19 protein-coding genes are annotated in these 26,106 nt (G+C 47.1%); 12 read left to right on the top strand and 7 right to left on the bottom strand.

The genetic code is table 11. The annotated features are described in order from the left end of the window. Window positions 1-219 precede the first annotated feature (219 nt). Complete coding sequence (locus NQ510_RS16880) at window positions 220-1,545, top strand: OmpP1/FadL family transporter (protein ID WP_005831520.1); 1,326 nt, start codon at window positions 220-222, stop codon at window positions 1,543-1,545. Between the two features lie 80 nt (window positions 1,546-1,625). Here the strand turns inward: NQ510_RS16880 and NQ510_RS16875 are convergent, their stop codons facing one another. The 5 genes from NQ510_RS16875 to NQ510_RS16855 all read right to left on the bottom strand — a co-directional run bounded on the left by NQ510_RS16875 (window position 1,626) and on the right by NQ510_RS16855 (window position 10,225). Continuing rightward, entirely contained in the window at window positions 1,626-2,906 is a 1,281-nt protein-coding gene (locus NQ510_RS16875) for a hypothetical protein (RefSeq protein ID WP_005831518.1), read from the bottom strand. A 176-nt stretch (window positions 2,907-3,082) separates the two neighbouring features. Continuing rightward, window positions 3,083-4,210, bottom strand: coding sequence for a glycosyl hydrolase family 18 protein (locus NQ510_RS16870; protein WP_005831514.1), 1,128 nt, complete (start codon window positions 4,208-4,210; stop codon window positions 3,083-3,085). Between the two features lie 12 nt (window positions 4,211-4,222). After that, window positions 4,223-5,158, bottom strand: coding sequence for a hypothetical protein (locus NQ510_RS16865; RefSeq protein WP_016274291.1), 936 nt, complete (start codon window positions 5,156-5,158; stop codon window positions 4,223-4,225). 27 nt (window positions 5,159-5,185) lie between these two features. Further along, window positions 5,186-6,976, bottom strand: coding sequence for a RagB/SusD family nutrient uptake outer membrane protein (locus tag NQ510_RS16860; protein WP_005831509.1), 1,791 nt, complete (start codon window positions 6,974-6,976; stop codon window positions 5,186-5,188). Between the two features lie 15 nt (window positions 6,977-6,991). After that, a complete protein-coding gene (locus tag NQ510_RS16855; RefSeq protein WP_005831507.1) occupies window positions 6,992-10,225 on the bottom strand; it encodes a SusC/RagA family TonB-linked outer membrane protein in 3,234 nt (1,077 codons plus the stop codon). A 622-nt stretch (window positions 10,226-10,847) separates the two neighbouring features. Here NQ510_RS16855 and NQ510_RS16850 point away from each other — a divergent pair. From NQ510_RS16850 to queF, 3 genes are all read left to right on the top strand, one after another. Further along, entirely contained in the window at window positions 10,848-11,528 is a 681-nt protein-coding gene (locus NQ510_RS16850; protein WP_005831504.1) for a queuosine precursor transporter, read from the top strand. A 112-nt stretch (window positions 11,529-11,640) separates the two neighbouring features. Then, window positions 11,641-12,297: a 7-cyano-7-deazaguanine synthase QueC gene (gene queC, locus NQ510_RS16845; protein ID WP_005831503.1), complete on the top strand. Its 657-nt coding sequence runs from the start codon at window positions 11,641-11,643 to the stop codon at window positions 12,295-12,297. 31 nt (window positions 12,298-12,328) lie between these two features. Continuing rightward, complete coding sequence (gene queF / locus NQ510_RS16840) at window positions 12,329-12,784, top strand: preQ(1) synthase (RefSeq protein ID WP_005831502.1); 456 nt, start codon at window positions 12,329-12,331, stop codon at window positions 12,782-12,784. A gap of 355 nt (window positions 12,785-13,139) precedes the next feature. On the opposite strand, the gene eno is transcribed toward queF, so the two are convergent. Then, on the bottom strand, window positions 13,140-14,420 hold the full coding sequence (gene eno, locus NQ510_RS16835; protein WP_005831501.1) for a phosphopyruvate hydratase: 1,281 nt from the start codon (window positions 14,418-14,420) through the stop codon (window positions 13,140-13,142). Window positions 14,421-14,784: 364 nt separating this feature from the next. Here eno and NQ510_RS16830 point away from each other — a divergent pair, with 364 nt between their 5' ends. The 8 genes from NQ510_RS16830 (at window position 14,785) to NQ510_RS16795 (ending at window position 25,382) form a co-directional block, all read left to right on the top strand. Next, on the top strand, window positions 14,785-17,091 hold the full coding sequence (locus NQ510_RS16830) for a TonB-dependent receptor (RefSeq protein ID WP_009038190.1): 2,307 nt from the start codon (window positions 14,785-14,787) through the stop codon (window positions 17,089-17,091). Window positions 17,092-17,134: 43 nt separating this feature from the next. Then, the gene (locus tag NQ510_RS16825) at window positions 17,135-18,538 is read left to right on the top strand and encodes a DUF4374 domain-containing protein (protein WP_005831492.1); all 1,404 of its coding nucleotides are present in this window, start codon (window positions 17,135-17,137) and stop codon (window positions 18,536-18,538) included. 7 nt (window positions 18,539-18,545) lie between these two features. Beyond that, window positions 18,546-19,739 carry a PepSY-associated TM helix domain-containing protein gene (locus NQ510_RS16820; RefSeq protein WP_005831491.1) on the top strand — a complete coding sequence of 398 codons (1,194 nt, stop codon included), beginning with the start codon at window positions 18,546-18,548 and terminating at the stop codon, window positions 19,737-19,739. Window positions 19,740-19,936: 197 nt separating this feature from the next. Next, window positions 19,937-20,527 carry a cytochrome c nitrite reductase small subunit gene (gene nrfH, locus NQ510_RS16815; protein WP_005831487.1) on the top strand — a complete coding sequence of 197 codons (591 nt, stop codon included), beginning with the start codon at window positions 19,937-19,939 and terminating at the stop codon, window positions 20,525-20,527. Between the two features lie 21 nt (window positions 20,528-20,548). Then, the gene (nrfA, locus tag NQ510_RS16810; RefSeq protein WP_005831485.1) at window positions 20,549-22,030 is read left to right on the top strand and encodes an ammonia-forming cytochrome c nitrite reductase; all 1,482 of its coding nucleotides are present in this window, start codon (window positions 20,549-20,551) and stop codon (window positions 22,028-22,030) included. 31 nt (window positions 22,031-22,061) lie between these two features. After that, window positions 22,062-23,306, top strand: a complete 1,245-nt coding sequence (locus tag NQ510_RS16805) for a cytochrome c biogenesis protein ResB (RefSeq protein WP_005831483.1) — start codon at window positions 22,062-22,064, stop codon at window positions 23,304-23,306. Then, window positions 23,303-24,094: a cytochrome c biogenesis protein gene (locus tag NQ510_RS16800; protein WP_005831481.1), complete on the top strand. Its 792-nt coding sequence runs from the start codon at window positions 23,303-23,305 to the stop codon at window positions 24,092-24,094. The genes NQ510_RS16805 and NQ510_RS16800 overlap by 4 nt, the downstream gene beginning before the upstream one ends. Before the next feature lie 7 nt (window positions 24,095-24,101). After that, on the top strand, window positions 24,102-25,382 hold the full coding sequence (locus NQ510_RS16795; protein WP_005831479.1) for an alginate export family protein: 1,281 nt from the start codon (window positions 24,102-24,104) through the stop codon (window positions 25,380-25,382). 1 nt (window position 25,383) lies between these two features. Here the strand turns inward: NQ510_RS16795 and NQ510_RS16790 are convergent, their stop codons facing one another. Continuing rightward, a complete protein-coding gene (locus NQ510_RS16790) occupies window positions 25,384-26,073 on the bottom strand; it encodes a Crp/Fnr family transcriptional regulator (RefSeq protein WP_005831477.1) in 690 nt (229 codons plus the stop codon). Window positions 26,074-26,106 lie beyond the last annotated feature (33 nt).

The following is a 26,106-nucleotide window of genomic DNA, read 5'->3' as shown; positions in this document are numbered from 1 at the left end:
TAAAATGTTACATAATTATAGGGAGATAACAAGTGGAAAGTTGATATGGTTCAGTGGCCGGAAGGATTCATAAAATGATAATTATTTCTATTTGTTTCATCAGAAACTATTTGGTATTTCAATTAAAGTTCTATATTAGGATAACTTTATGCACAAAATTCTTTTTCATGTGCAATATTATTGTACCTTTGCGCCCGAAAACAATTAAAAAAGATTTAGATGAGAAAATTTTCGTTGATTGGCATTGCGATGTTAATCGTTTCAATTCCAACTTTTGCGGGTGGTATCCTAACAAATACAAATCAGCATGTATCTTTTCTTAGAATGTTAGCGCGTGGTGCTTCCATTGATATTGACGGTGTCTATTCTAATCCGGCCGGTTTGGCCTTCTTGCCGGAAGATGGTCTCTATTTGTCTTTGAATGGACAAAGTGCTTATCAGACCCGTAACATAAAGGCGACATTTCCCTTGTTTATTGAAGATGGGAATACACGTTATTATAAAGGAAAAGCTTCTGCTCCTTTCATTCCTAGTTTTCAAGGTGCATATAAAAAAGGAGACTGGACTATTTCCGGTAGCTTTGCTGTTGTAGGTGGTGGCGGTAAGGCATCGTTTGATGATGGTTTGGGTATGTTCGATTCAATGGTGATGGGACAAGTCCATACTATTTCGGGTGGTCAAATCACTCCCAATATGTATTCTATCAATAGTGCAATGGATGGAAGCCAGTTTATTTATGGTGTGCAATTGGGGTTGTCGTATCAAGTTAATGATTGGTTAGGTGTGTTTGCCGGTGGACGTATGAATTATTTTACCGGTGGGTATGAAGGATTTCTGACTGCAACAGCACACAGTAATATTCCTACTTATGGTGGCATGGAATTGGTTGGTATCGATTTAGACTGCGACCAGACCGGCTGGGGATTGACCCCTATCTTGGGAGCTGATGTGAAGTTGGGCAAATGGAATATTGGGTTGAAGTACGAGTTTATGACAAGTCTTAATCTCGAAAATAAAACCAAAAAAGCTGAAGTGCGTGCAATGGGAACTGCTATGGGAGATGAAGGGAATCCTTTGGCTGACTATAAGGATGGTGTGAATACTCCGAGTGATATCCCTGCATTATTGACTGCAGCTGTTGGTTATGAATTCCTTCCTACGCTTCGTGCAACGCTGGAATATCACCATTTTTTTGATAAAGCGGCAGGGATGGCCAATGATAAGCAGAAAGCGTTGAAGCATGGCACACATGAAATTTTGATTGGTGCAGAATGGGATATAGCTAAACAGCTGACCATCAGTGGTGGTTATCAGCGTACAGATTATGGCTTGGCTGATGATTTTCAGAGTGATATAAGTTTTTCATGTGACTCTTATTCACTGGGGTTTGGTGCTGCCATCAAAATGACAAAGCATTTGACTATGAATATAGCCTATTTTTGGACAAACTATGATGATTATACAAAGAAGATAAGTGAAACCACCAAGAATGTTTATAGCCGTACTAATAAAGTGTTTGGTCTTGGTGTTGACTATAAGTTCTGATTTCACAATCCTACCTTTATATATTAAGAAGCCGTCTCAAATATCGATTTGAGGCGGCTTCTTTCTTATTTTATATTGGATTAGAAAGAATACTGTACAAGCAGGTTCATACGGTTGGCATGGTTGGTGGAATTGTCGAAGTTGGTGCGCCAGCCACGCAGATATTCAGCGCCTACCTGCATGTTCGGGGTTACGTTCCAGAATACGTTGGCTACGAAATACTGTCCGTAGCGGTAGGTACTTGGCAGGTCGTTGGGATAACCGTCTTCAGAGTAAAGGCGGGACATGCTGTAAGTGCTTGAAAGGAATATCTTTGGAGAAATGTTATATTGTAGACCTGCATACCAGCCCAGCATGGGCAATGCCTGCATTTTGCCTTCCTTTTCGGGATTGGGGACAATATCGACGTTCAGATTACTGATGTCATTCAGGTATTGCCCGATACCTTTACCATAGTTGACTTGTCCGAATGCCTGCCATTTTTTACCGAGGTTGAAGGTCGTTGAGGCTTGTACACCGTATCCGGTGACGCTGGAAGCCTTGTCCCTTTTCGTGCTGGTATATGTCATGCTGCGGATGATACCTCCTATACGCAGATGACTGCTGCTGTTCCAACTGTATTGTGCCGAAGCTGTGAAGTCCGGCATGCGTTGCTGGGCAATTTCGAATTGGCTGCTTGTTGTGCCGTCAACGGCAGGCGCCTCGATGGAAGCTTGGAAACGAAAGTCTTTCAGCCCTTTATAAGTATATGACAATTGTGTAGCGCGGTAGAACGTGGCACCGTTGGGCCCCTGGAAGTCAATGGTGGAGGGGAGGGCGCCTAAGTCCATGAAACCGCCGTAAGTATATCCCACCGTTATATTTCGGAATGACATATAAGCATTCCGTAGCTGGAATGTTTTGTCTCCTCCTCGGAAATTTCCGGCTGTATAGACTGTGAAGTCACCCAATAGCCGGGTGTGTCCGACTAATTTCAGAAAGATAGTGGCCGTACTGGCATCCATTTGAAATTGATTTTTGATTTTACTACTGCTTGGAATGTTGGCAGGAACAAAGTCAATATCATCCACAATACCTCCAAAATCATACTCGCCGGTGGCACGGACATACCCTCCGATACCCAGGGCGAATTTGCCTTGTTTGTCCATCAATAAGAAGCGGGGAGCTTTCGGGTCATGGATGTAAGGCAATTGTGACTCATTCATGATGCGGATAATCTCGTCGCCCGCTTTGTCGATAGTAACTATGACAATGCCGTTGGGGGCTTCGTCATCGATAATCTCTTTTTTTTGTGCATGGATAGTGGACAAGGGAAGTCCGGCTACGCACAACAGAAACATTGCTTTTAAGATTGTTTTCATTTAAGTTAGGTTTTGATGAATGTGCTTTCAACAACTTAAATGAAAAAAGGTTTTGTAGTCTTGGAGGAGGAAAGGAGGTTATTCCGTCAGTATTCTTGCCTTGAATGAAGATCGTATGCAAAATTACCCTTACCCTAATTTCCGGAATAACCTCCTGAGAATGTGTGTTAAGTTACTTATTTTTTCATGACGGCATTCCACAGCGCTTTGCGTAGGGTTCCCATGGTGTCATCGCCTTCATAATCCCAGAACATCATGCCTTTCATGCCATTTTTTAATATCCATTCACCTTTTGCGGCAATACTGCGGGGATTGTCGTAACCACAGTAGAAACTGCCGTTTTTGGTGACATAGGGGACATTGCCTTCTGTATCCCAATTTTCGATGACATAGCCGTCATCCTTACTCAGGTTGAGAATATCCCGATAATTGATGCTGCCGCCGGCATTGAAATCGGCTCTTCCGTAGAACGGAATTCCCAACACTAATTTGTCGGCAGATACCCCTGCATTCAGGTATTCGTCTACGGAACGCTGGCAGTCCCAGTAATTACTTGGCTTGTTCAATGCTGATTGATGCTGGGGGGCATCAACCAGATCATAGGCCATGATATTGACGAAATCTACATACGGGTCTACGGCCTTTACATCAATATATTTATAGCCTTCGCCTTGGGGACGCTTGTCCATGCAATAACCTGCATAGGTCAATAGGGTGGACTGCCCCAACGCTGCACGCAGGTCTTTCATCAATAGGGTGAAGTTTTCCACATCTACCAACTCGTCATAGGCATTGCTGCTGAAAGTCATACCGGGAAATTCCCAGTCAATGTCAATACCGTCTATGCCCTCACTCGAAACAAAGGCTTTGCAGTCTTGTGCGAATTGCTTGCGCATTTCCGGACTCTTCGCCAGGGCGGAGAAACCTCCGTCCTGGGAATTGTCAGTATTGGAAACGCTATTGGTAAAAGAGAGTAATATCTTCACATGTGGATACTGGCTCTTTATTTTCTTTACCTTATCAAAACGGGATTTATCACCTTGCAGGCCAAACTTTTCATAAATTCCGTTTTTAACATATAATTCTGCAAAAGCGTAGTTTATGTGGGTCAGGTATTTGGCATCGGGTATGGATGTGCCATAATAAGTGACGTAGCCCAATGCAACCCGGCCTGCAACCTGCTCGGCCATTTCGGTCTCGTTGTCTTCATTTCCCGGAGCTGGCAGTCCGGGCATGTAGTCGTCATTGTGACATGCAGCTACTAGAAAGACAGTAGCTATTATAAATAGCAGTTTCCTTTTCATAGAGAGTGCATATTATTCAGAATCGGTTTCTGCTTCAGTCTTGAAATAAGCATACCAGCCGCTGTCGTCCCAATCCACACCACCGCTATACTTGCCGGGATGATAGATTGTGATATAGTTCTCATCCAGTGTCAGCAGCCAGAATTTGTTGCTGCCTACGCTTTGTCCGTTGTCGTCATAATTTCCTCCGATGGTGGGGATACTTGTTATCAGTTCACCCAGTACTCCGTCTTCCGGTTTTTCGTGTGTGAAGGAGAAAGTACCTTCTGCCTTCAGGTTTCCGCTGGCATCATAGGTTTTCATCTTGTTTCCGTCGAATTCGAATACCATGGACTGGTCTCCCGCTTCGGCGGCAGTGACATTGGCCCACCAGGCAAAATTTGATTCGGGAGTATAGCCTGCACTGGTATATTTCCAGCCTCCATGAGCCCCCATATTGCAGACGGAACCCCAGCTGACTTCACGGAATTTCCAGGTCTTCTTGGCAGATTTGTCACTCTTGTCGGTTGCACCGGTGAAGTAAGTGGACCAATCGTCGAATACATTGGTCACAGTCACTACAACCGGATCTGTCTTGATAATCTGATTGGCGGAAATGCCCATATAGTAGATGGAATAGTCCGCATTGGACTCCATGATGACCGTAGCGTTGTCCGTGACCAGAGTCTTACTTTGTTTACTTCCTTCGCCCCCCCATTCTATGTGCCATGAACCGCCAATGTCCGGGCGGGAGTTTTTCAGGGCGATATACTGGTCGCCTTCCACTACTCCGTCTTGGTTGGGGAAGGGTTGGGTAATGGATATGGCGGCTTGTAATGCCTCCTTGGTTATGGGTGTACCGGCATCAGTCACATATTTGTCTCGCAAGTCTTCGTCTTCGATAGGATCGCATGCAGTAACGATGAAGGCTGAAGCAAGCATTGCTATCAATATTTTTGTTACTTTCATATTGTCTTTATTTATAGGTTAATACTCTTACATATTGTTCCAATCCGAGAACTGGGCAGATGCATCCCAGCCTGGATTCTGCTCAAGGACTCCATTGGAGATGTCGATTTCGTCTTGCGGAATGGGCCAGTAGCCTTGGGTTGCTTGTAGGCGTTTCTTATAGTCGAATTTGACCATCGGTACCACCGTAGCGGCATTTATTATATTGAACCCGGTCTGTTTGTTGAGTATGTCACCGGCTTCCTCAAGCGAAGGACCCGACCAGCGAAGGATATCCCACCAGCGGATGGACTCGAATGCAAGTTCCCAGCGGCGTTCCTGCTTGATGGCTTCCAGGGAGTAGGCCACCGGAGCCAAGTGGGAGCGGGCACGTACCTTGTTCAGACCCGTAGCGTCTTGTTTCAGCTCGGACTGCATGAGCAGAACGTCGGCAAAACGGATATGAATCAAGTCGGCTATTTGGAGTAGCTGTTGGGATGTCTGCGAAGATATTCCGGGGAACATCTGCTTGCCGAAAGGTTCGATTTTGCCTTCATTGTAGGAATTGATATTGATGTATTTTTTCTGGAAATAGCCGGTTTGTTCATAGTAACGATAGGATACGGTATATTCCGGTTCACCCTCGTCCATGGTGCAGTCCATCAGTACATTGCCGGCAACATTCGGATCAAGTGCTTTGTACGACCATATGGAACCGGTCAGACGGGGATCCTCCTTGTAACCGTCCGTATAGGTCTGCTTGGCGGCCCAGTCTTTCCATTCGTTGACCATAGCCGGAGATACAGGGCCAGCTCCCCAACCGGTGCCGAAGGGATAACTGTCTTTGTTGGAATAGTTGTCGGCAGACGGTGAATAGAATTGCGCGCATGTGTTGGAGAACCAGGTATAGGTCCAGTCGGATTTCAGGTTATGCTTGTTGGCGAATAAAGTTTCGTCGGAACTGTTTCCTTCCCATTTCAGGTTATGGTTGATAACGTATTGGTAACGGAACCCTTCGGTATTGTCTTCGGTAGCATCGTTGGTGTAGGCCCAGATGTTGCGTTGGTCGGACACCAGTTTATGACCGGAGTTGTTTACACAGTCATCTATCCAAGAGATGACTTCCTCTTTGGTAGTTCCGTTGGGGAGCTCGTTTTTTTCGTAGCGTCCGGTATAGAAAAGGAATACACGTGCCATCATGGCTTCGGCAGCATATTTTGTAGCGTGTCCGGTCATGTCTGAGCCTTTCGGATAAATCTTTGCCGGCATCATTTCAATGGCGTTTTTCAAGTCGGCTGCAATCTGGGCGTAGATTTCGTCTACGGATGCACGCGGCAGGTTGGTACTTTCCAGTGTGGTGCGTAAAGGAACTCCGCCAAAGACTTGTGCCAGCTCATAATAAGCCATGGCACGCAGGAAGTAGGACTCACCGAAAAGTCGGTTACGTTCGCTCTCGCTGGACCATGATTTCACATTCTCCATTGTGTTGATGGCATTGTTGGCACGGTTGATAAGGGTGTAGCAACGGTCCCAGATACCGGCAAATGTATTCAGATTGCCACTGTACATAAGGAAGTTGGTGGCACAGTTGTTGGAGTAGGAGAGGTTGCCTCCCAGACAGTCGTCACCTGCCAACTGGGCAATGTAATACTGGGAAGAGGTTTCAGGACTTTCAAACAACAGATGGGCGTATATGGCCGTCACCATCTCTTGGGCATCCTTTTCTGTCTCCGGGAAGTTGGCGGTTGTCTTTTCGGTCAAAAGTTCCGAATCGAGGAAGTTTTCGCATCCTGAAAGAAGAATCAGTATTGCTGATGCTATGAATAATATCTTTTTCATAATTTCTTCGGTTAATTAGAATTTTACATTTAAGCCTATCATATAGGTACGTGCACTGGGGTAGTAGCCCAGGTCGATGCCTGATGCCCAACCATAATCGTCGCCACCGTAACCGATTTCCGGGTCCATACCGGAATAGCCGGTGAAGGTAAAGAGGTTCTGTGCGGTCAGATACAGGCGCAGCTGTTGTACCGGTAACTTCTTGAATGCTTTCTTGAAGTCGAATCCCACAGTGATGTTCTTTATCTTGAGATAGTCTCCATCTTCGATGTAAATGTCTGATACTCTGTTCCAGTTGGAGCTGGAAGCGCTGGACAGTCTCGGGAACTTGTTGGACGTACCTTCGCCGTGCCAGCGTTGGAATATCTCTGCTGTATAGTTATTCAAGGGTGAGGAGGAGAAGTCACGATAACACTTCAGAATCTGCTGGCCGAATGCGCCGTAAGTAGTGATTGAGAAGTCAATGGCCTTCCAGCTGGCATTCAGGGAAAGTCCCATTGTCAGGTCGGGATTCGGGTTACCTATCATAGTACGGTCATTGGCATCGAGCGTACCGCTATTGTCGGTGTCTGCCCAGATTACGTCACCCGGCTGTGTCTTGTCGCCGTTCAGTTTCGGACCTTTGTAGTTGTCTATCTGTTCCTGGTTCTGGAATATGCCGTTACTCTTGTAGCCGTAGAAGTAGCCGATGGGTTTGCCTACTTCAGCACGGAAGCACTCTTCGGCTCCTTCCCACAGAACGCTGCCGCTACCGTGGATGATTCCGTCTTTGTTGGCAATCTTGGTCACTTCATTCTTGTTGTGAGCAAGGGTCAGGTTGGCTCCATATTGGAAATCCTTTCCGATGTTGTCGTTCCAGTGGAGTCCTACTTCAATACCCGTGTTTTTTACATTACCGCCATTGACGGACACTGCATTGGCACCGAAGGAAGAGAGTACCGGAGCCGTAACCAGCCAGTCTCTGGTATTTTTGTTATACCAGTCGAATTCAAAGCCCAGGCGGTTGTTCAAGAAGCGTGCATCGATACCGAAATTCAATTGCTCCTGTGTTTCCCAGGTAAGGTCCGGGTTGGTCAGTCGGTAGGCGTATGAACCGGTACTGATGAGGTCCATGGAGTCGCCGAACGTATAACCGCCATATCCGTTGTTGGAAGTTATCAGTGAAAGATATTGGAAAGTAGATACATTACAGTTACCGTTTTGCCCCCAGGAAGCGCGTAGCTTTAAGAAGTCCAGCCATTTGATTCCTGACATGAAGGACTCGTTGCTGATAACCCATCCTGCGGATACTGAAGGGAAGTATCCCCAGCGGTGTCCGCGGGCAAAAGTGGAGGAACCGTCCGCACGCATGATGACAGAAGCCATGTATTTCTCCTGATAGTTGTAGTTGACACGTCCGAAGAAGGAGGCGATGGAACCTTCCCCGTTAGGCTTGCCAGTCAAGGAGGACACACTGTTGGCGGTCAATGGAACATTGGACAAATAAGCGTGCTTGAAATCATAGAAGTTTGAGCCTATGGCTGAACCGCTCATTTCTTCTCCCATACCCCATTTTTCAATACTCTGACCTACCAGGACGTCGATGTTGTGGTCATCGATATTGAAGATGTAGTTGGCTGTATTGTCCCATGACCAACGGTTATACATAGACATGGATTGGGTAACCTTGTCTTCTGCGTTGTTGAGTGACGCACTCAGATAATCGAATCTCGGCAAATAGGAACGATAACTGGAGGCTCCCATGATGTAACCGAACTGGCTCTTGATACGCAGGTTCTTGATGGGTTGCAGTTCTGCATAGAAGCTGCTCTGCATGTAATGGGACTTGCTTAGGTTCTGGTTCATATAGTAGTCCAGATAAGCTATCGGGTTTTTATTGGCTCCGTTGGAGATATCCCATTTGTAGTTATCCTTTTCCTGGTCTGCATAGAGGTAGTAGCCCCCGTCTGAATTGTAAGGGTGCATCAACGGGCTCATGATGAGCATATTGTGCACTCCGTTCCAATAAATGCCGCCGGTTCCGAATGAACCTTGCGTTTGCGAATATTTGTAGTTGATGGTTTCGCCTACTTTCAGGAAGTCAAGATTGCCTTTTTTCATGACTACGTGGTCCGAGTTGACGCGGAAGTTGTAGCGGTTCATTTCTGGAAATTCGCCGGGAACTCCCATGGTGGCTTCTTGGTTGGTGTATGAAATACCTATGGCATATCTGGAACGGTCTGTTCCTCCGGTGATGTTGACTGCGTGGTTCTGTACCAATGCATCTTCATTCAGCACTTCCTTCAGCCAGTTTGTCCCTTTCCATGTTCCGTTCTGTATGGCCTGCAAATCCCTTTCCGGAATATAGGTCGCCCAGTTGTACGGACTCAATCCGTCCATTACACGGCCTTCATCCTGCATCATCATGTACTCTTGGGCATTGAGGATAGTAGGGATTTTGTAGAGGTTCTGCACACCGACATAGCCATCGTAACTGACTTCGGCAACGCCGGTTTTACCTCGTTTGGTGGTAATCAGGATAACGCCGTTGGCAGCACGCGCACCATAGATGGCGGCGGAAGCGGCATCCTTCAAGACGTCCAAAGATTCAATGTCACTCGGGTTCAGCCCGTCGATGCTACCGTTGGCAACTCCATCTACCACATAAAGCGGGGAGAAGGTTCCGGTAGTACCGATACCGCGGATATTCACCTTAAAGCCCGAACCCAGGAAGCCGTTGTTTTGCGTGATGTTGACACTCGGTGACTGGCTCTGCAAAGCGCCCAGGGCATCCACAGTGTTCAGCTTGGCTATGTCTTCTCCTTTCACTTGTACAGTGGCGCCGGTGACAAGTTTCTTTTTCTGTACACCGTAACCGACAACAACTACTTCATCCAGTAGTTCGGAATCTTCTGTAAGGGTGATTTTCATGTTGGCATCTGCTTTGGCTTCCTGCGTCTTATAACCGATGTAGGAAATGACCAGGGTGGCACCTCTTTTTACGTTTAGCGAGAATTTACCGTATAAGTCGGTGGTAACTCCATTGGTAGTACCTTTTTCCAAGATACTTGCTCCGATGATAGGCTCTCCATTCTGGTCGACAACAATACCGCGGGCTGTTTGTGCCTGCATCTGTTCTGTCACTCCGAATGAATTTTCCGAGTAGGTCTCTATTGCCATGATTTTGCTGCTTCCTATAAATAGGGAGGCGATGGCAATTGCTGTGAGGATTTTGTTGTTCGATGTTCCTCGTTTACGATTTTCATTCATAATAGATGTTTTTTGTTTAAGCTAATGGATCTCAAAATAAATAGGTTGAATAGAAGATGACACTAATAGTGTCTTGGGGCTTTCGGGTAAATCATAGGCATTCATTGTTTTTCTAAGGTTACTATATATAATATGGTATATTCTTGGTTAATATCAATGTGCTTTCCAGAGCTTCCGGATTGTTGTTATCAAATATAATCCTAATTTTCATTATTTAAAATATAGAATCGTATGTATTAAAATATGTTGTCCATTATTTTATTTGCTTAAGAAATTTGCGTGAATGAAATCTTGTTTGAGAGCAAACTTGGTTGCATGTTTTTGATTTTGTGTTAAAATCAGTTAATATATTGATTTTTATGCTATTGGTTTATGTTTTTTAAAACTATTGTAAATAATATTCTTGGTTTTGGAAATATTATTTAAGTCTCGTTAACTAAATATGCACTGTCTGTAATTACTTCGAATAAAAAAAAGGAGCTTTGTCTTGCTTGGGATTTAGTTAAAATATATGTTGTTTGTTCATTTGCAAAACTTGTTGTACCTTTGCAACCGGATTTAAAATGTATGATGCCGTGAATAGCGGTCGTGTATTCTAGAACACCACGTAAAAAACAGGAGTATGAAACAAAAAGTATCTGTACCTTTTATGTTGCTGGGCATTCTGTTCAATGTATGCTTGATTGCAGCCAATCTTCTTGAGACTAAAGTTATCCAGGTTTTTGGTATTACCGTAACAGCCGGATTGCTGGTCTTCCCGATTTCTTATATTATCAACGATTGCATAGCCGAGGTTTGGGGCTTTCGTAAAGCCCGCCTGATTATCTGGAGCGGTTTTGCCATGAACTTTTTTGTGGTAATGCTGGGACTGATAGCCGTGGCGTTGCCTGCCGCCCCTTTCTGGGATGGTGCCGCGCATTTCAATTTCGTTTTTGGAATGGCGCCCCGTATTGTCATAGCCAGTCTGACGGCATTCTTGGTGGGCTCTTTTCTGAATGCCTACGTAATGAGCCGCATGAAACTGGCAAGCAACGGGCGTAATTTCTCCGCACGTGCCATTTGGTCGACGGTGGTTGGTGAGACGGCAGACTCGTTGATTTTCTTTCCGGTGGCGTTCGGAGGAATCATTGCATGGCGGGAGTTGCTGGTGATGATGTGTATCCAGATTCTGCTGAAGTCCATGTACGAGGTATTGATACTGCCTGTGACTATCCGTGTGGTAAAAGCTATTAAGCGGATAGACGGTAGTGATGTCTATGATGAAGGCATCTCCTATAAAGTATGGAAAATAGGCGATATTTAAAGCCCCTTACCCGTAGTGAGGGGAAATCAGTTATTATGTCAAACAAATAATTAGCAATGCCCTCTCTGTTTCCCTCCCTACGGGGGAGGGAAACAGAGAGGCTTTTAACAAGATGAATAGGGACACTGCTTTGGTGGTATTCAGTGGCGGGCAGGACTCGACCACTTGCCTCTTTTGGGCAAAACGTGAATTTAAGAAAGTGTATGCGCTGAGTTTTCTGTATGGACAGAAACATCAGAAGGAAGTGGACTTGGCGAGGGCCATTGCCCGTAAGGCAGGTGTGGAGTTCGAAGTAATGGATGTTTCCTTTATCGGCCGGCTGGGACATAACTCATTGACAGATGCCGGCATGGAGATGGACCAGGAGAAGCCGGCAGACAGCTTTCCGAATACTTTTGTGCCGGGACGCAATCTGTTTTTCCTGAGTATAGCCGCCGTTTACGCCCGCGAGCGGGGGATTAATCATATTGTGACGGGGGTGTCGCAGACCGATTTCAGCGGTTATCCCGATTGCCGGGATGCTTTCATCAAGTCGCTTAACGTGACGCTGAACCTGGCTATGGACGAGCAATTCGTACTGCACACACCACTGATGTGGATTGACAAAGCGGAGACCTGGGCGCTGGCAGACGAGCTTGGAGTGCTCGAACTTATACGTCACGAAACGCTGACTTGTTATAACGGTATCCCGGGAGATGGTTGTGGACACTGCCCGGCATGCACGTTGCGCAGAGAAGGATTGGAAAAGTTTTTGGCTTCTACTAAATGAGGCACACTTGTATCACTAAAAATATATGGCTATGACAGAATTGAAAGACCAACTTTCCCTTTTGGGGAGAAAGACAGAATACCGTCAGAACTATGCCCCCGAAGTATTGGAGGCATTTGATAACAAGCATCCCGGCAATGACTACTGGGTGCGTTTCAACTGCCCCGAATTCACCAGCCTCTGTCCCATCACGGGGCAACCGGACTTTGCAGAAATCCGTATTTGCTATATCCCCGATGTCAAGATGGTAGAGAGCAAGAGTTTGAAACTCTACTTGTTCAGCTTCCGCAATCATGGTGCTTTCCACGAGGATTGCGTGAACATCATAATGAAAGACCTCATTCATTTGATGAACCCTAAGTATATTGAGGTGACGGGTATCTTCACCCCGCGCGGAGGCATCTCCATTTATCCGTATGCCAATTACGGACGTCCCGGCACGAAGTTCGAGCAGATGGCAGAGCATCGTTTGATGAACCGTGAATGAGGACTGTTTTTGAAGGCCTCCGTAAATAATAAAGGGAGGCTTTGGGAGCAAATGATTGTTGCGCCGCTATATTTTATATTCTTGCTTACTAAAAACTATTCGTCCGACATATGTTTAATTATCGTCCAACAGCTATCGGACGATAATTAAACATATGTCGGACGATAATGTAACGACTGTCGGACGAATAGTCTTTAGTCAATGAAACATTAACCTGCTACCATCTTGGAAAGAATCTTTCCTATAGAGGATAGTAGGGGATGACTTTTGCAAAGATATAGACGATTCTTTAATAAAAATAGCGCCTTTTCCCAAAGACGCTATTCCCTCTTTATGACTTATTCACTACAAAGGGTTATTTTATTCTTTTGTAGCCATAGACAGCAAGGTTACCCAGTTCTTCTTCGATGCGCAATAGTTGGTTGTACTTCGCCATGCGGTCGGAGCGGCTCAGAGAACCGGTCTTGATTTGTCCGCTGTTGGTGGCAACGGCAATGTCTGCAATGGTGGCGTCCTCGGTTTCGCCGGAACGGTGAGAAGTCACTGTGGTATAACCGTGGCGGTGTGCCATTTCGATAGCATCCAGCGTTTCACTGAGTGAACCGATTTGATTGACTTTGATAAGGATGGAATTGGCGCAGCCCATGGCAATACCTTTTTCAAGGAATTCCACGTTAGTCACGAACAGGTCGTCGCCAACCAGCTGGCAACGGTTGCCGATGCGTTCGGTCAACTTCTTCCAGCCTTCCCAGTCGTTTTCGCTCATGCCATCCTCGATGGAGTCAATCGGGTAGTTATTAATCAAATCTTCCAAGTAAGCTATTTGTTCGTCGGCAGTACGTTTTTTACCATTTTCGCCTTCAAAGATGGAGTAGTCATAGATACCGTTCTTAAAGAACTCGGATGAGGCACAGTCCATACCGATTTTCACATCCTTGCCCGGTTCGTAGCCGGCAGCCTTGATGGCGCTCATGATGGAGTCCAGCGCATCTTCTGTTCCTGCCAGTGCCGGTGCAAAACCGCCTTCGTCGCCTACAGCAGTGCTGAGGCCGCGGTCGTGCAACACTTTTTTCAAGGCGTGGAATACTTCGGCTCCCATGCGCAGGCCTTCACGGAAGGAAGAGGCGCCTACCGGCCGAATCATAAATTCTTGGAAAGCGATAGGAGCGTCGCTGTGTGAACCTCCATTGATGATATTCATCATCGGGACCGGCATTACGTAGGTATTTACTCCACCGATATATCTGTATAAAGGTATATCGAGATAATTGGCGGCGGCTTTGGCTACTGCCAGTGAGACACCCAGAATGGCGTTGGCACCCAGCTTGGATTTGGTAGGCGTGCCGTCCAACTCAAGCATCTTGTGGTCGATGGTACGCTGTTCCAGTGACGACCAGCCAATCAGTGCCGGTGCGATTATCTTGTTGACGTTTTCTACTGCTTTTAGTGTACCTTTACCACCGTAGCGTTGCTTGTCGCCATCGCGAAGTTCCAGCGCTTCGTGCTCGCCGGTAGAAGCACCGGAAGGCACTGCTGCGCGTCCCATAACACCACATTCCAGAATAACGTCCACTTCTACTGTGGGATTGCCGCGTGAATCAAGGATTTCACGGGCTACAATCTTTTCAATTTTCATACTTAAACTTTAATAATTTATTGTCCGTTGTCTTGTTTTAATTTGCAGCAAAGGTCGTACAAAAAGGCATATTGGGCAATACCTATAAATAGGGGTTTTTCATTTCCCGGCTCCTCTTTTTTTAGATTTATTATTGATAATACCTATCAATGGTGATTGCATAATATGATATATACGATAAATCCACTCCATATAATTACCTACAATAAGTGATTGCACAGCTGGCTGTTAATAATGACCTTTGCACCGGTTTACTAACAACATTATAATTATTATAAAATTGAAAGCATATACACTTAAATTCTCGCTGCTGTTTTTCCTTCTGTTGGCTTCTCTGTCTGTACATGCGCAGAGGAGAGGAGGGATGATTTCGGGTAGAATCATTTCTACGGAAAAAGAAACGGTGGATTTTGCGACTGTTTATCTGAAAGGGACGAGTTATGGAGGAACCACGAATCAGGAAGGCCTCTATCACATCAAGGCGCCTGCCGGCGACTATACGCTGGTGGTGTCTGCCGTAGGTTATACAAAGGTGGAGAAAAAGGTGAAACTGGTCAATGATGAGCGGATGAAGCTGAACATAACCATCGCTCCCGAAACGCAACAGCTGGACGAGGTGACTATCGTTTCTACCGGAGTAAGCCGGGTGAAGAGGTCGGCATTCAATGCTGTGGCAGTCGATACAAAGGAACTCCAGAACACCACGAAGAATCTGAGCGATGCCTTGACCAAGGCTCCGGGCATGAAACTCCGTGAGTCGGGTGGGGTAGGTTCGGACATGCAGTTGATGCTGGACGGTTTTAGCGGAAAGCACGTCAAGGTGTTCATTGACGGTGTGCCGCAGGAAGGTGTGGGAAGCTCCTTCAGCCTGAACAATATTCCGGTGAGCTTTGCCGACCGTATAGAGGTATATAAGGGTGTAGTTCCCGTGGGCTTCGGTACGGATGCCATTGGCGGTGTCATCAATATTGTTACCAACAAGAAACGCCGGAACTGGTTCCTGGATGCTTCTTATTCTTACGGCTCGTTCAATACCCACCGCTCATACGTTAACTTCGGACAGACTTTCAAGAACGGTTTCAGCTATGAAATCAATGCCTTTCAAAACTACTCGGACAACGATTATCATGTAGATGCGCCGGTAAAGGATTTTGAGACGGGCAGTTTCAACGAAAGTGAGAAGGTGCGCGTGAAGCGTTTCAATGATACTTACCACAACGAAGCCATTGTGGCCAAAGCGGGTATTGTGGACAAAAGTTGGGCAGACCGGCTGATGTTCGGTTTCACCTATTCGCACATGTACAAGGACATACAGACCGGTGTACGCCAGAAGACAGTCTTCGGAGAAAAGCACCGCTTCGGCCATTCACTAATGCCTTCGATGGAATACAGCAAACGCAACTTGATAATCAAGGGGCTGGATATGGTGTTGACAGCCAACTACAATCGCAATGCCACTACGAATGTGGATACTGCCCGCTATGAATACAACTGGCTTGGTGAGAAACATCCGCTGAACAGTCCCGGCGAACAGTCCCGCCAGTATTCCCGTGCCGATAATGACAATTGGAACGGTACATTGACCTTGAATTACCGCATTGCCAGAGTCCACATGCTGACTTTCAATCATGTGTTGAGTGCATTCCAGCGTGATAATACTTCACTGTTGGCGGTGGAAGAACAGACGGATGCCATTGCCAAGCAGACCCGCAAGAATATCTCCGGTTTGTCATACCGCCTGATGCCTTCCGAAAAGTGGAACTTCTCGGCATTCGGCAAATACTACCGCCAGTATGTGGCAGGACCTATGGCCGAGGATGATACCGGTAGTAATTATGTACGCACCAGCCGTACGGTAGACTCTTGGGGATATGGTGCTGCCGGAACCTACTTCATCCTGCCCGGCTTGCAGGCGAAGCTCTCTTATGAAAAAGCTTACCGCCTGCCCACTATCGAAGAGATGTTTGGTGACGAAGACCTGGAGAGTGGAGACATCGGCATCCGTCCCGAGAAAAGTGACAACATCAACTTGAACCTGAGTTATTCCCGGAGTTTTGGAAAACATTCTGTCTACGTGGAAGGCGGTGTGGTATACCGCAATACGAAGGATTATATCCAGCGCAATATCCAGGACTTGAGCGGAGGAAAAGAAGGGGCCACTTATACCAACTACGGCAAGGTGCTGACGAAGGGATACAATGTATCGGCACGCTATGGCTTCGGACGCTGGCTGAGTGTGGGCGGCAACTTCACGCAGATGAATGTGCGTGACAATGAGAAGATGCAAATCGGCAGTACCGGCAACTCTGTGGAAAATCTCGGTTACAAGGCACGCATTCCCAATGTGCCCTATCAGTTTGCTGATTTTGACGTAAACTTCTATTGGCGCGACCTCTGGAAGAAAGGGAATATGCTGTCCGTGACTTACGACAACCAGTACATGCACAGCTTCTCCTACTATTCGCAGGCCATCGGTAGCAAGAACAAGGATTTCATGGTACCCGACCAGTTCTCCCATAACCTGACATTGAGCTATAGTCTGAAGAATGGCCGCTATAATATCTCGTTTGAATGCCGCAACTTCACGAACGAGGATTTGTACGACAATTTCAGTCTTCAGAAAGCCGGGCGTGCGTTCTATGGCAAGGTACGTGTACATTTTGGTGATTAATAAATATAATGGTTTTAATAGGTGTAATTAATAAGAAGAACAAATGAAGAAGAATTATCTTTTGTCCGGCCTCTTGGCAATGGCAATGACCGGAATGGCTTTAATTTCTTGTACAGACACAGACGAACCGGGTTCCGGCTCCGGTTCCGGTTCAAAGGGTAACTATGTGATAGCTGCCACGGCTACAGTTTCAGGTAGCTCCGTTCCTGTCCTGCTGACAGCCGAGTCACTGGAAAGCGGTGAAATTACTGCTGCCGGCAATGGCCTTGTGAACGATGGGGCTACTTACTGGGTGTTCTACGGAAACAAATATCTGTATGCCTTGAACTATCACCAGGGAAATGCAGGCACTACCCAGTCGTTCATTATGAATACAAACGGTGAACTGGAAAAACGTAGCCAGGAGTATAACGTCAATCGTTTCACTACCTACGGCTATTATGACCAATTTATAATGACGACTTCTACCGGCGACGGCCCTACGGAACTGAATGATGCAAATGGATATACTCCCCAATCTTTTTTGATTTCCTATCTGGATGTCGAGAAACAGACTTATACAAAGAACTCGGTAACAAAGGATACTCCATTTCTTGCCGAAAATTTCCTTGAAAATGGTGAATACGTAACACTGGCCGGTATAGAACAAGTGGGCAGTAAGGTTTATGCAGCAGCCATTCCCATGGGGCTTAGCCAGTATGGTTGCATGCAGAAGAACGAAGACGGTAGCTACAAGTGGGTGCTTTCCGGTAATGAGGATTTAATAAAGACAGAATCCGGCGGGCAGGGTAGCGGTGCCTATGAGAAGGACGAATTGCAATGGACCCAGTATCCTAATGAATGCCATATCGCTATCTTTGGTGATCAGACACTGAACTCTCATAAGGTCATCACTACAGACAAAATCAGTTATGCTGCCGGACGTAACCGTTCACAGTACTACCAGATGAACTGGCTTGCCGACGACGGCTATGTATATGTATTTTCTCCGAGCTATGCCAAGACCATGAGTGATTCGCGTCAGCAGACTACATTGCCTGCTGGAGTTGTACGCATCGATACCAAAGCAGAAGAATTTGATGCCGCTTATTACTATAATCTTGAAGAGAAAGCCAATGGCGCCTCTTTCTTGCGGACTTGGTATATTTCAGGTAATTATTTCCTGCTGCTGATGTATGATAAGGCAATTACGGCATCAGACAAGGTTGCCAACCAACTTGCCGTCTTCAATGCCTCCACTGGAGCTTTGACTTATGTGAACGGCCTTCCAAGCGATGTCTCTGGCTTTGGTAATACCCCGTACATGGAAAATGGCAACGCATATGTGGCAGTCACTACCTCTTCCGGCTATCCTGCCATCTATAAGGTAGACCCTGCCAATGCAACAGCTACCAAAGGTCTGGTTGTCAATGCAACCCAACTGAACGGTGTAGGTAAACTGGAATAAAGCTCCTATGAAGAAAGTTTTTCGTAAGATACATTTATGGCTTTCAGTCCCCTTCGGGCTACTGATTACCCTTATCTGTTTTTCCGGAGCCATGCTGGTATTCGAGACGGAGGTGATGGAGCTCTGCCACCGCGACCTCTACTATGTGGAGAAAGTCGGGCCGGCACCGCTTCCCATGGGCAAGGTGGCCGAAAAAGTGGCCGCTACTCTGCCGGATAGTGTTTCTGTGACGGGTGTCACAGCCTCGTCTGCTCCGGAGCGTGCCTGGCAGGTGAACCTTTCCAAACCTCGTCGTGCTTCCGTCTATGTAGACCAGTATACGGGTGAGATAAAGGGCAAGTATGAGCGTGCGCCGTTTTTCACGACCATGTTCCGCCTGCATCGCTGGTTGCTGGACAGCATGAAGCCCGATGGAGGCATCTTCTGGGGGAAAATGATTGTGGGCACTGCCACGCTGATGTTTGTCTTTGTCCTGATATCGGGCATTGTCATTTGGTGGCCCCGTACAAAGAAAGTTTTGAAGAACAGTCTGAAGATTGTTATCAATAAAGGTTGGCGCCGCTTCTGCTACGACCTGCATGTGGCAGGCGGTATGTACACGCTGATTTTTCTGCTGGCAATGGCGCTTACGGGACTGACATGGTCTTTCTCCTGGTATCGTACCGGTTTCTACAAGGTCTTCGGAGTGGAAACTGCGCAAGGAGGTGGGGGACACGGTGCTCCGGCACAAACTGCTGCCCACGGAGGAGATGGGGGACAAGGTCGGTCTGATGGCAGACCGGGAACTGAGAATCGTGAAAGAAAGCCCTTCTCTCCCTTTGCAAACTGGCAGAAGGTTTACGAAGAACTGAAGGAACTCAATCCTGATTATAAACAGATTACCGTGTTCAAAGGCTCTGCTACGGTTTCTTTCAATCGGTTGGGCAACCAGCGTGCTGCCGACCGCTATACGTTCAATCCCCGTAGCGGTGAAATCACCGGGGCTACCTTATATAAGGATGCCGACGCTTCAGGAAAAATCCGTGGCTGGATATTCTCCGTTCATGTAGGCAGTTGGGGAGGGCTGACCACCCGCATATTGAGTTTCCTTGCCGCTTTGGTAGGGGCCAGCTTGCCGCTGACGGGCTATTATCTTTGGATTCGCAGATTGATTCGGAAGGGCAGTAGGAAAGCGAACATACAATTAAAGAAAGTTGCTTAGAAAAAGCAGGCAGTTTTATAAAAGGATGAAGATGTCCACAAGATGCGCAGGCGTGCGTGTTTTGTGGACGTTTTCATATAGGTATGTCTGGAGAATGAATGCTTTATTAAAAATACTGAAAAATAAATGGAAAAATGTAATCATGATTACACTTTTTTAGATTGTAACTGCCTATTTTTGCTGAAAATATTCATTTTATGGCGAAGTTACCAATCATAAGTAAACTATTTCCGTCCTACAGATGGAAAGTAACGGCACTCATTGTATGCGGTGTCCTCGTCGGCGGCGGAGGCTTGTTTATGTATCTTCTCCGGGCGCACACTTATCTGGGAGATGACCCTGCGGCATGTGTCAACTGCCACATCATGGCTTCTTATTATGCAACCTGGATGCACAGTTCCCACAGCCGGGATGCCACTTGTAACGATTGCCATGTCCCTCATGAAAATATAGTAAAGAAATGGGCTTTCAAAGGCATGGACGGCATGAAGCACGTGGGTGCCTTTCTCACTAAAAGCGAACCGCAGGCTATCCAAGCCGAGGCAGCAAGTGCGCAGGTCATTATGAATAATTGCATCCGTTGCCATACGCAACTGACCAACGAGTTTGTGGATGCTGGTAAAATAGACTACATGATGACCCTCACCGGCGACGGAAAGGCATGCTGGGATTGCCACCGCGACGTGCCTCATGGTGGAATGAACAGTCTTTCGTCTACACCCGCTGCATTGGTACCCTATCCGGAATCTCCCGTGCCGGAGTGGTTGCAGAAACTGATAAAGGAATAATAACAATAAATCTTCATAGATATGGAAAAGAGATTAAAATCGTGGCAAGGATGGCTGTTGTTCGGTGGTTCAATGGTCGTTGTATTTGTCTTGGGGCTATGTGTTTCTGCCTTGATGGAGCGCAGGGCCGAGCTGGCAAGTGTATTCAATAACCGCAAAACAGTGATTGAGGGAATTGAGGCACGCAACGAAGTCTTTAAGAGTGATTTCCCCCGTGAGTATCAGACATGGACTGAAACTGCCAAGACCGACTTCCAGAGTGAATTCAATGGAAATGTGGCTGTGGATGTATTGGAACAGCGTCCCGAGATGGTAGTGCTCTGGGCGGGATATGCCTTCTCCAAGGACTATTCCACTCCGCGCGGACATATGCATGCCATCGAGGACATTACGGCAACTCTTCGTACCGGTGCGCCTGCCACTGCTACGGATGGCCCGCAGCCTTCTACTTGCTGGACTTGCAAGAGCCCCGATGTGCCCCGCATGATGGAAGCTATCGGTGTGGATGCTTTCTATAACAATAAGTGGGGCGCTTTGGGCGATGAAATTGTAAACCCGATTGGTTGTGCCGACTGCCACGAACCGGAAAACATGAACCTGCATATCAGCCGTCCGGCTTTGATAGAGGCTTTTGAACGCCAAGGCAAGGATATTACCAAGGCCACTCCGCAGGAGATGCGTTCACTGGTATGTGCGCAGTGCCATGTGGAGTATTACTTCAAGGGCGACGGCAAGTACCTGACTTTCCCCTGGGACAAAGGTTTTACGGTGGAAGACATGGAAGCCTATTATGATGAGGCTGGTTTCTACGACTATATACACAAGTTGAGCCGTACCCCTATCCTGAAAGCGCAGCACCCCGATTTTGAAATAGCCCAGATGGGGATTCACGGCCAGCGTGGCGTATCGTGTGCGGACTGCCACATGCCTTATAAGAGTGAAGGTGGCGTGAAGTTCAGCGACCACCATATACAGAGTCCGTTGGCTATGATAGACCGTACCTGCCAAACCTGCCACCGCGAAAGTGAGGAAACTTTGCGCAACAACGTCTACGAACGCCAGCGCAAGGCCAATGAAATCCGTAACCGCTTGGAGCAGGAACTTGCCAAAGCCCATATCGAAGCTAAATTTGCTTGGGATAAGGGAGCTACGGAAGAGCAGATGAAAGATGTGTTGGCGCTGATTCGTCAGGCACAATGGCGTTGGGACTTCGGTGTGGCATCTCACGGTGGCTCTTTCCACGCACCGCAAGAAATCCAGCGTGTCTTGTCTCATGGGTTGGATAGAGCCATGCAGGCGCGTTTGGCTATCTCCAAGGTGCTGGCGAAGCATGGATATACAGACAATGTTCCTATGCCGGATATCTCCACCAAAGACAAGGCGCAGGAATATATCGGGCTCGATATGGATGCCGAAAGAGCTGCAAAGGACAATTTCCTGAAGACTACAGCACCGGCTTGGCTGGAAAAAGCGAAAGCTAACAACCGGTTAGCACTAAAATAAATTTGTACATCGTCAAATCATAAATCAGAAGATGTGGAAGAAACCGTGGGGGTATAAGGAAGGTTTTATCTGTGGGGCAGGACTGTTTGTCACGGGCTTGCTGTTACAGTGGAGCGTTGGAGGCATTCGTTGGGGCTTGTTTGCATGGCCGGTCAATATCATTGTTCTGGTGCTGTTCTTGCTGTTGCTGGCAGGGATGCATGGGCTTCGCAAACGGGTGTATTGTTTCGGATGGCTCAGTCATTATACGGCTGCAGTTTCTTCCCTGGTCTGTGTGGCGGCTATCACTGTCATTATGGGGTTGGTACGGCAGGTTCCCTCCACCCATCCTTCGGCAGATGTCATCGGCTTTTCGAAAATGCTTTCTTTTGGGCCGTTTGTGTTACTTTATGTCTGGCTGGTTGCTGTCTTAGGGATGACTATTCTCCGTGCCGCTATCCCCTTCAATGTGCGTAAGATTCCTTTTCTGCTGAATCATGCCGGCTTGTTTGTTGCCCTTCTGACGGCAACGCTGGGCAATGCGGATATGCAGCGTCTTAAAATGATTACCCAATTGGGCAAGACCGAATGGCGTGCCATAGATGAGGGCGGCAAGCTGACGGAACTTCCGCTTGCTGTTGAGCTGAAAGAATTTACTATACACGAGTATCCTCCCAAACTGATGCTGATAGACAATGAGACGGGGCAGGCACTGCCGAAGGATATGCCGGAACATTTGTTGCTGGAAGAGAAGGTGGAACGGGGAAAATTGCTGGATTGGGACATCTCCATTTTTCAAACCATTCCTATGGCTGCCTCCGTGGCTACGGAAGATACCTTAAAGTTTACTGAATTCCATTCGATGGGAGCTGCCTATGCCGTTTATCTGAAAGCGGTGAACACCGCCTCCGGACAGTCGAAGGAGGGATGGGTGAGTTGCGGCAGCTTCATGTTCCCCTATAAGGCATTGCGTTTGTCGGAGCAGACCAGTCTGGTGATGCCCGAACGTGAGCCGCAACGGTTTGTGTCTGCTGTTACGGTTTATACGCAGGCGGGAGATGTGGTGGAAGACACTATCGAGGTGAATCGTCCGTTGAAGATATCCGGGTGGAATATTTATCAATTGAGCTATGACGAGACGAAGGGACGGTGGAGTGATGTCAGTGTCTTTGAACTGGTGCGCGACCCCTGGCTCCCGGCTGTATATGCCGGCATTATAATGATGGTGCTGGGAGCAGTCTGCTTGTTTGTCAATGCACCAAAAGGAAAAGAAGAAAGAAAGGAGGAGACGGTATGAGTTGGGATTATTTTGCTCTGTTTGCCATTGTCGCTTTACTCTTCTGGGGATGGGGAGCTTTCGCTGCATGGCGTGGAAAACGCCCGGCAGTGGTATATACCTTTACCTGCCTGGGACTGGTTGTCTTTTTCAGTTTCATTGTCGGTATGTGGATTTCTTTGGAACGTCCTCCGATGCGGACGATGGGAGAGACCCGTCTGTGGTATTCGTTTTTTCTTCCGTTGGCGGGAATCATCACTTACGGCCGTTGGAAGTATAAATGGATTCTCGGTTTCAGTACCATTTTGTCACTGGTGTTTGTCTGCATCAATATATTCAAGCCCGAAATACACAATAAGACTTTGATGCCCGCCTTGCAGAGCCCGTGGTTCACTCCTCATGTCATTGTTTATATGTTTGCCTACGCCATGCTGGGTGCCGCTACGGTGATGGCTGTCTACCTGCTGTGGTTCAAGAAGAAGGGGATTGAAAGGCATGAGATGGCTCTGTGCGATAACTTGACTTATGTAGGGCTTGCTTTCATGACGCTGGGTATGCTGTCCGGTGCCGTCTGGGCAAAAGCTGCTTGGGGACACTATTGGGCATGGGACCCTAAAGAGACTTGGGCGGCGGCTACCTGGTTTTCCTATCTGGCATATATCCATTTCCGTCTGGGGCGTCCCGCGGCACATCGCAAGGCATTGGTCGGCCTGCTTGTATCTTTTCTGCTGTTGCAAATGTGCTGGTACGGCATCAATTATTTGCCCTCGGCACAAGGAGTGAGTGTACATACGTATAACTTAAATTAAAATACTTATGAAGATAGTTTATTTGGCATTAGGCTTATGGCTGTTGCCCGGAATGTTGTGGGCGCAAAGTGCGGAGAAAGAGAACGAATTCACCATGTCGATGCAAATCAGACCCCGTGCAGAATACCGTAACGGTGCACAGTTCCCACGTTTCGAGGGAGACAAAGCAGCTGCATTCATCAACAACCGTGCACGCCTTTCCATGGAGTACAAACGCTCGGACTTGAGCATGAAGATTTCCGCCCAGCATGTAGGGGTGTGGGGACAAGACCCGCAGATAGATACTAACGGGCGTTTCATCATGAACGAAGCATGGGCAAAGCTCGATTTCGGTGCCGGTTTTTTTGCACAACTGGGACGCCAGACCTTGTCTTATGATGACGAACGTATTTTAGGAGGACTGGACTGGAATGTCGCAGGTCGCTATCATGATGCCTTGAAGCTGGGCTATGCCAAGAATGCCCACCAACTGCATTTCATTCTTGCCTTCAACCAAAACAAGGAAAAGTCAAAAGGCGGTACCTATTATTATGACGGCGCGCAACCTTACAAGAATATGCAGACCCTTTGGTATCATTATGCGGCGCAAGCTTCCAATCTTGATGTCTCTTTATTGTTCATGAATCTGGGGCTGGAAACCGGTGATGCGGAGACCGAGACCTCCCGTACCCGCTATTTGCAGACGTTTGGTACTTACGTGACTTATCAACCGGAATCGGGAAACTGGCTGCCCGTGCAGGCTGCTTTCTATTACCAGACCGGAAAGAACAAGAATGCGCAGAGTGTATCTGCCTTTATGGCAAGCGTGAAGGCTGCCTATGCCATAGACAAGCAATGGAGTGTGAGCTTGGGTTATGATTATCTGAGTGGAAGTGACGGGGAGGGTGACAAGTTCAAGGCTTTCGATCCCCTTTACGGAACACATCATAAGTTCTATGGAGCGATGGATTATTTCTATGCTTCTGCCTGGCAGGGAGTCGCTCCCGGTTTGCAGGATGCCCAGTTGGGTGTTAACTTCAAGACATCCAAGCAGGTGAGTATGCAATTGAATTATCACTATTTTGCTACTGCTGCCAAGCTGGATGATGTAAAAAAGGGATTGGGTTCGGAGATAGACTATCAGCTTGACTGGAATGTGATGAAGGGCGTGAAGCTTTCTGCCGGTTACTCCATCATGCGGGGTACGAAGTCCATGGGCGTGGCGAAAGGCGGCGACCATAAACGTTGGCAGGATTGGGGCTGGGTATCTGTCAACATCAATCCGAGAATCTTGTTTGTAAAATGGTAGTTTAGATATACTCTTTCAGAGCTGCTTCATTCAATACCTCAATTTTCTTACCCGTCATTAGGATAATACCTTCTTTGGTCATCTTATTGATTTCCTTTGAAAGTGCCGGGCGGGTTACATTGAGGTATTCTGCCAGCTCAGATTGGGTATGCGCTATGGTGATGCTGGTAGAGTTGGAAATTCTGTTTTCAAACAGATAGACGACAAACCTTTCGCGGACTGTTTTGCGGGAAAGGGCTTTTAATCGCGAAACCGTGCAGGCATTGCAATTTCCCGTTATGCAAAGGAAGTTGTGCAGCACTTTGGGATCCTGGCTGATAAGTTTGAAGGTGGATTCTTTGGTCGCAGTGAATAGGATACAGTCTTCAATGGCGGTAAAAGTTGCCGGCAGTGTGGTGTTGCTGCCGAAGAGATGGGGAGTGGCAAAGGCCCGGGGGGCAACGATGTATTCTACCATAACCTTATTGCCCAGGCCGTCTATAATATCTACACGCAATTTGCCTTCCAATAGTATATATAGCTTCTTGCAGGGGGTGCCTTGCCGGGCAACTATATCTTTCTTGTCTATAGAATAGACTGAATATTCCAGTTTCTCAAGCAGCGATTGCTTGATATTATGTGGCAAATCCCTTAGTAGAGGGATTTGGAACAATAACTGTTCGTACTTTTCATCCAGTAGAATCTTTTCCATAGCTTTTTATTCTTGGACAAAGGTAAGAATAAT

Source organism: Bacteroides uniformis, assembly GCF_025147485.1.
GTDB lineage: Bacteria > Bacteroidota > Bacteroidia > Bacteroidales > Bacteroidaceae > Bacteroides > Bacteroides uniformis.
This window is presented reverse-complemented; position numbering and strand designations above follow the sequence as displayed.

Bases quoted from the DNA above. Each gene is read 5' to 3' on its own strand.
- NQ510_RS16870 (WP_005831514.1), bottom strand. From the start codon at position 4,210: ATGAAAAGGAAACTGCTATTTATAATAGCTACTGTCTTTCTAGTAGCT.
- NQ510_RS16850 (WP_005831504.1), top strand. From the start codon at position 10,848: ATGAAACAAAAAGTATCTGTACCTTTTATGTTGCTGGGCATTCTGTTC.
- NQ510_RS16820 (WP_005831491.1), top strand. From the start codon at position 18,546: ATGAAGAAAGTTTTTCGTAAGATACATTTATGGCTTTCAGTCCCCTTC.
- nrfH (WP_005831487.1), top strand. From the start codon at position 19,937: ATGGCGAAGTTACCAATCATAAGTAAACTATTTCCGTCCTACAGATGG.
- nrfA (WP_005831485.1), top strand. From the start codon at position 20,549: ATGGAAAAGAGATTAAAATCGTGGCAAGGATGGCTGTTGTTCGGTGGT.
- NQ510_RS16805 (WP_005831483.1), top strand. From the start codon at position 22,062: ATGTGGAAGAAACCGTGGGGGTATAAGGAAGGTTTTATCTGTGGGGCA.
- NQ510_RS16860 (WP_005831509.1), bottom strand. From the start codon at position 6,976: ATGAAAAAGATATTATTCATAGCATCAGCAATACTGATTCTTCTTTCA.
- NQ510_RS16800 (WP_005831481.1), top strand. From the start codon at position 23,303: ATGAGTTGGGATTATTTTGCTCTGTTTGCCATTGTCGCTTTACTCTTC.
- NQ510_RS16880 (WP_005831520.1), top strand. From the start codon at position 220: ATGAGAAAATTTTCGTTGATTGGCATTGCGATGTTAATCGTTTCAATT.
- NQ510_RS16855 (WP_005831507.1), bottom strand. From the start codon at position 10,225: ATGAATGAAAATCGTAAACGAGGAACATCGAACAACAAAATCCTCACA.
- queC (WP_005831503.1), top strand. From the start codon at position 11,641: ATGAATAGGGACACTGCTTTGGTGGTATTCAGTGGCGGGCAGGACTCG.
- NQ510_RS16875 (WP_005831518.1), bottom strand. From the start codon at position 2,906: ATGAAAACAATCTTAAAAGCAATGTTTCTGTTGTGCGTAGCCGGACTT.
- eno (WP_005831501.1), bottom strand. From the start codon at position 14,420: ATGAAAATTGAAAAGATTGTAGCCCGTGAAATCCTTGATTCACGCGGC.
- NQ510_RS16790 (WP_005831477.1), bottom strand. From the start codon at position 26,073: ATGGAAAAGATTCTACTGGATGAAAAGTACGAACAGTTATTGTTCCAA.
- queF (WP_005831502.1), top strand. From the start codon at position 12,329: ATGACAGAATTGAAAGACCAACTTTCCCTTTTGGGGAGAAAGACAGAA.
- NQ510_RS16795 (WP_005831479.1), top strand. From the start codon at position 24,102: ATGAAGATAGTTTATTTGGCATTAGGCTTATGGCTGTTGCCCGGAATG.
- NQ510_RS16830 (WP_009038190.1), top strand. From the start codon at position 14,785: ATGATTTCGGGTAGAATCATTTCTACGGAAAAAGAAACGGTGGATTTT.
- NQ510_RS16865 (WP_016274291.1), bottom strand. From the start codon at position 5,158: ATGAAAGTAACAAAAATATTGATAGCAATGCTTGCTTCAGCCTTCATC.
- NQ510_RS16825 (WP_005831492.1), top strand. From the start codon at position 17,135: ATGAAGAAGAATTATCTTTTGTCCGGCCTCTTGGCAATGGCAATGACC.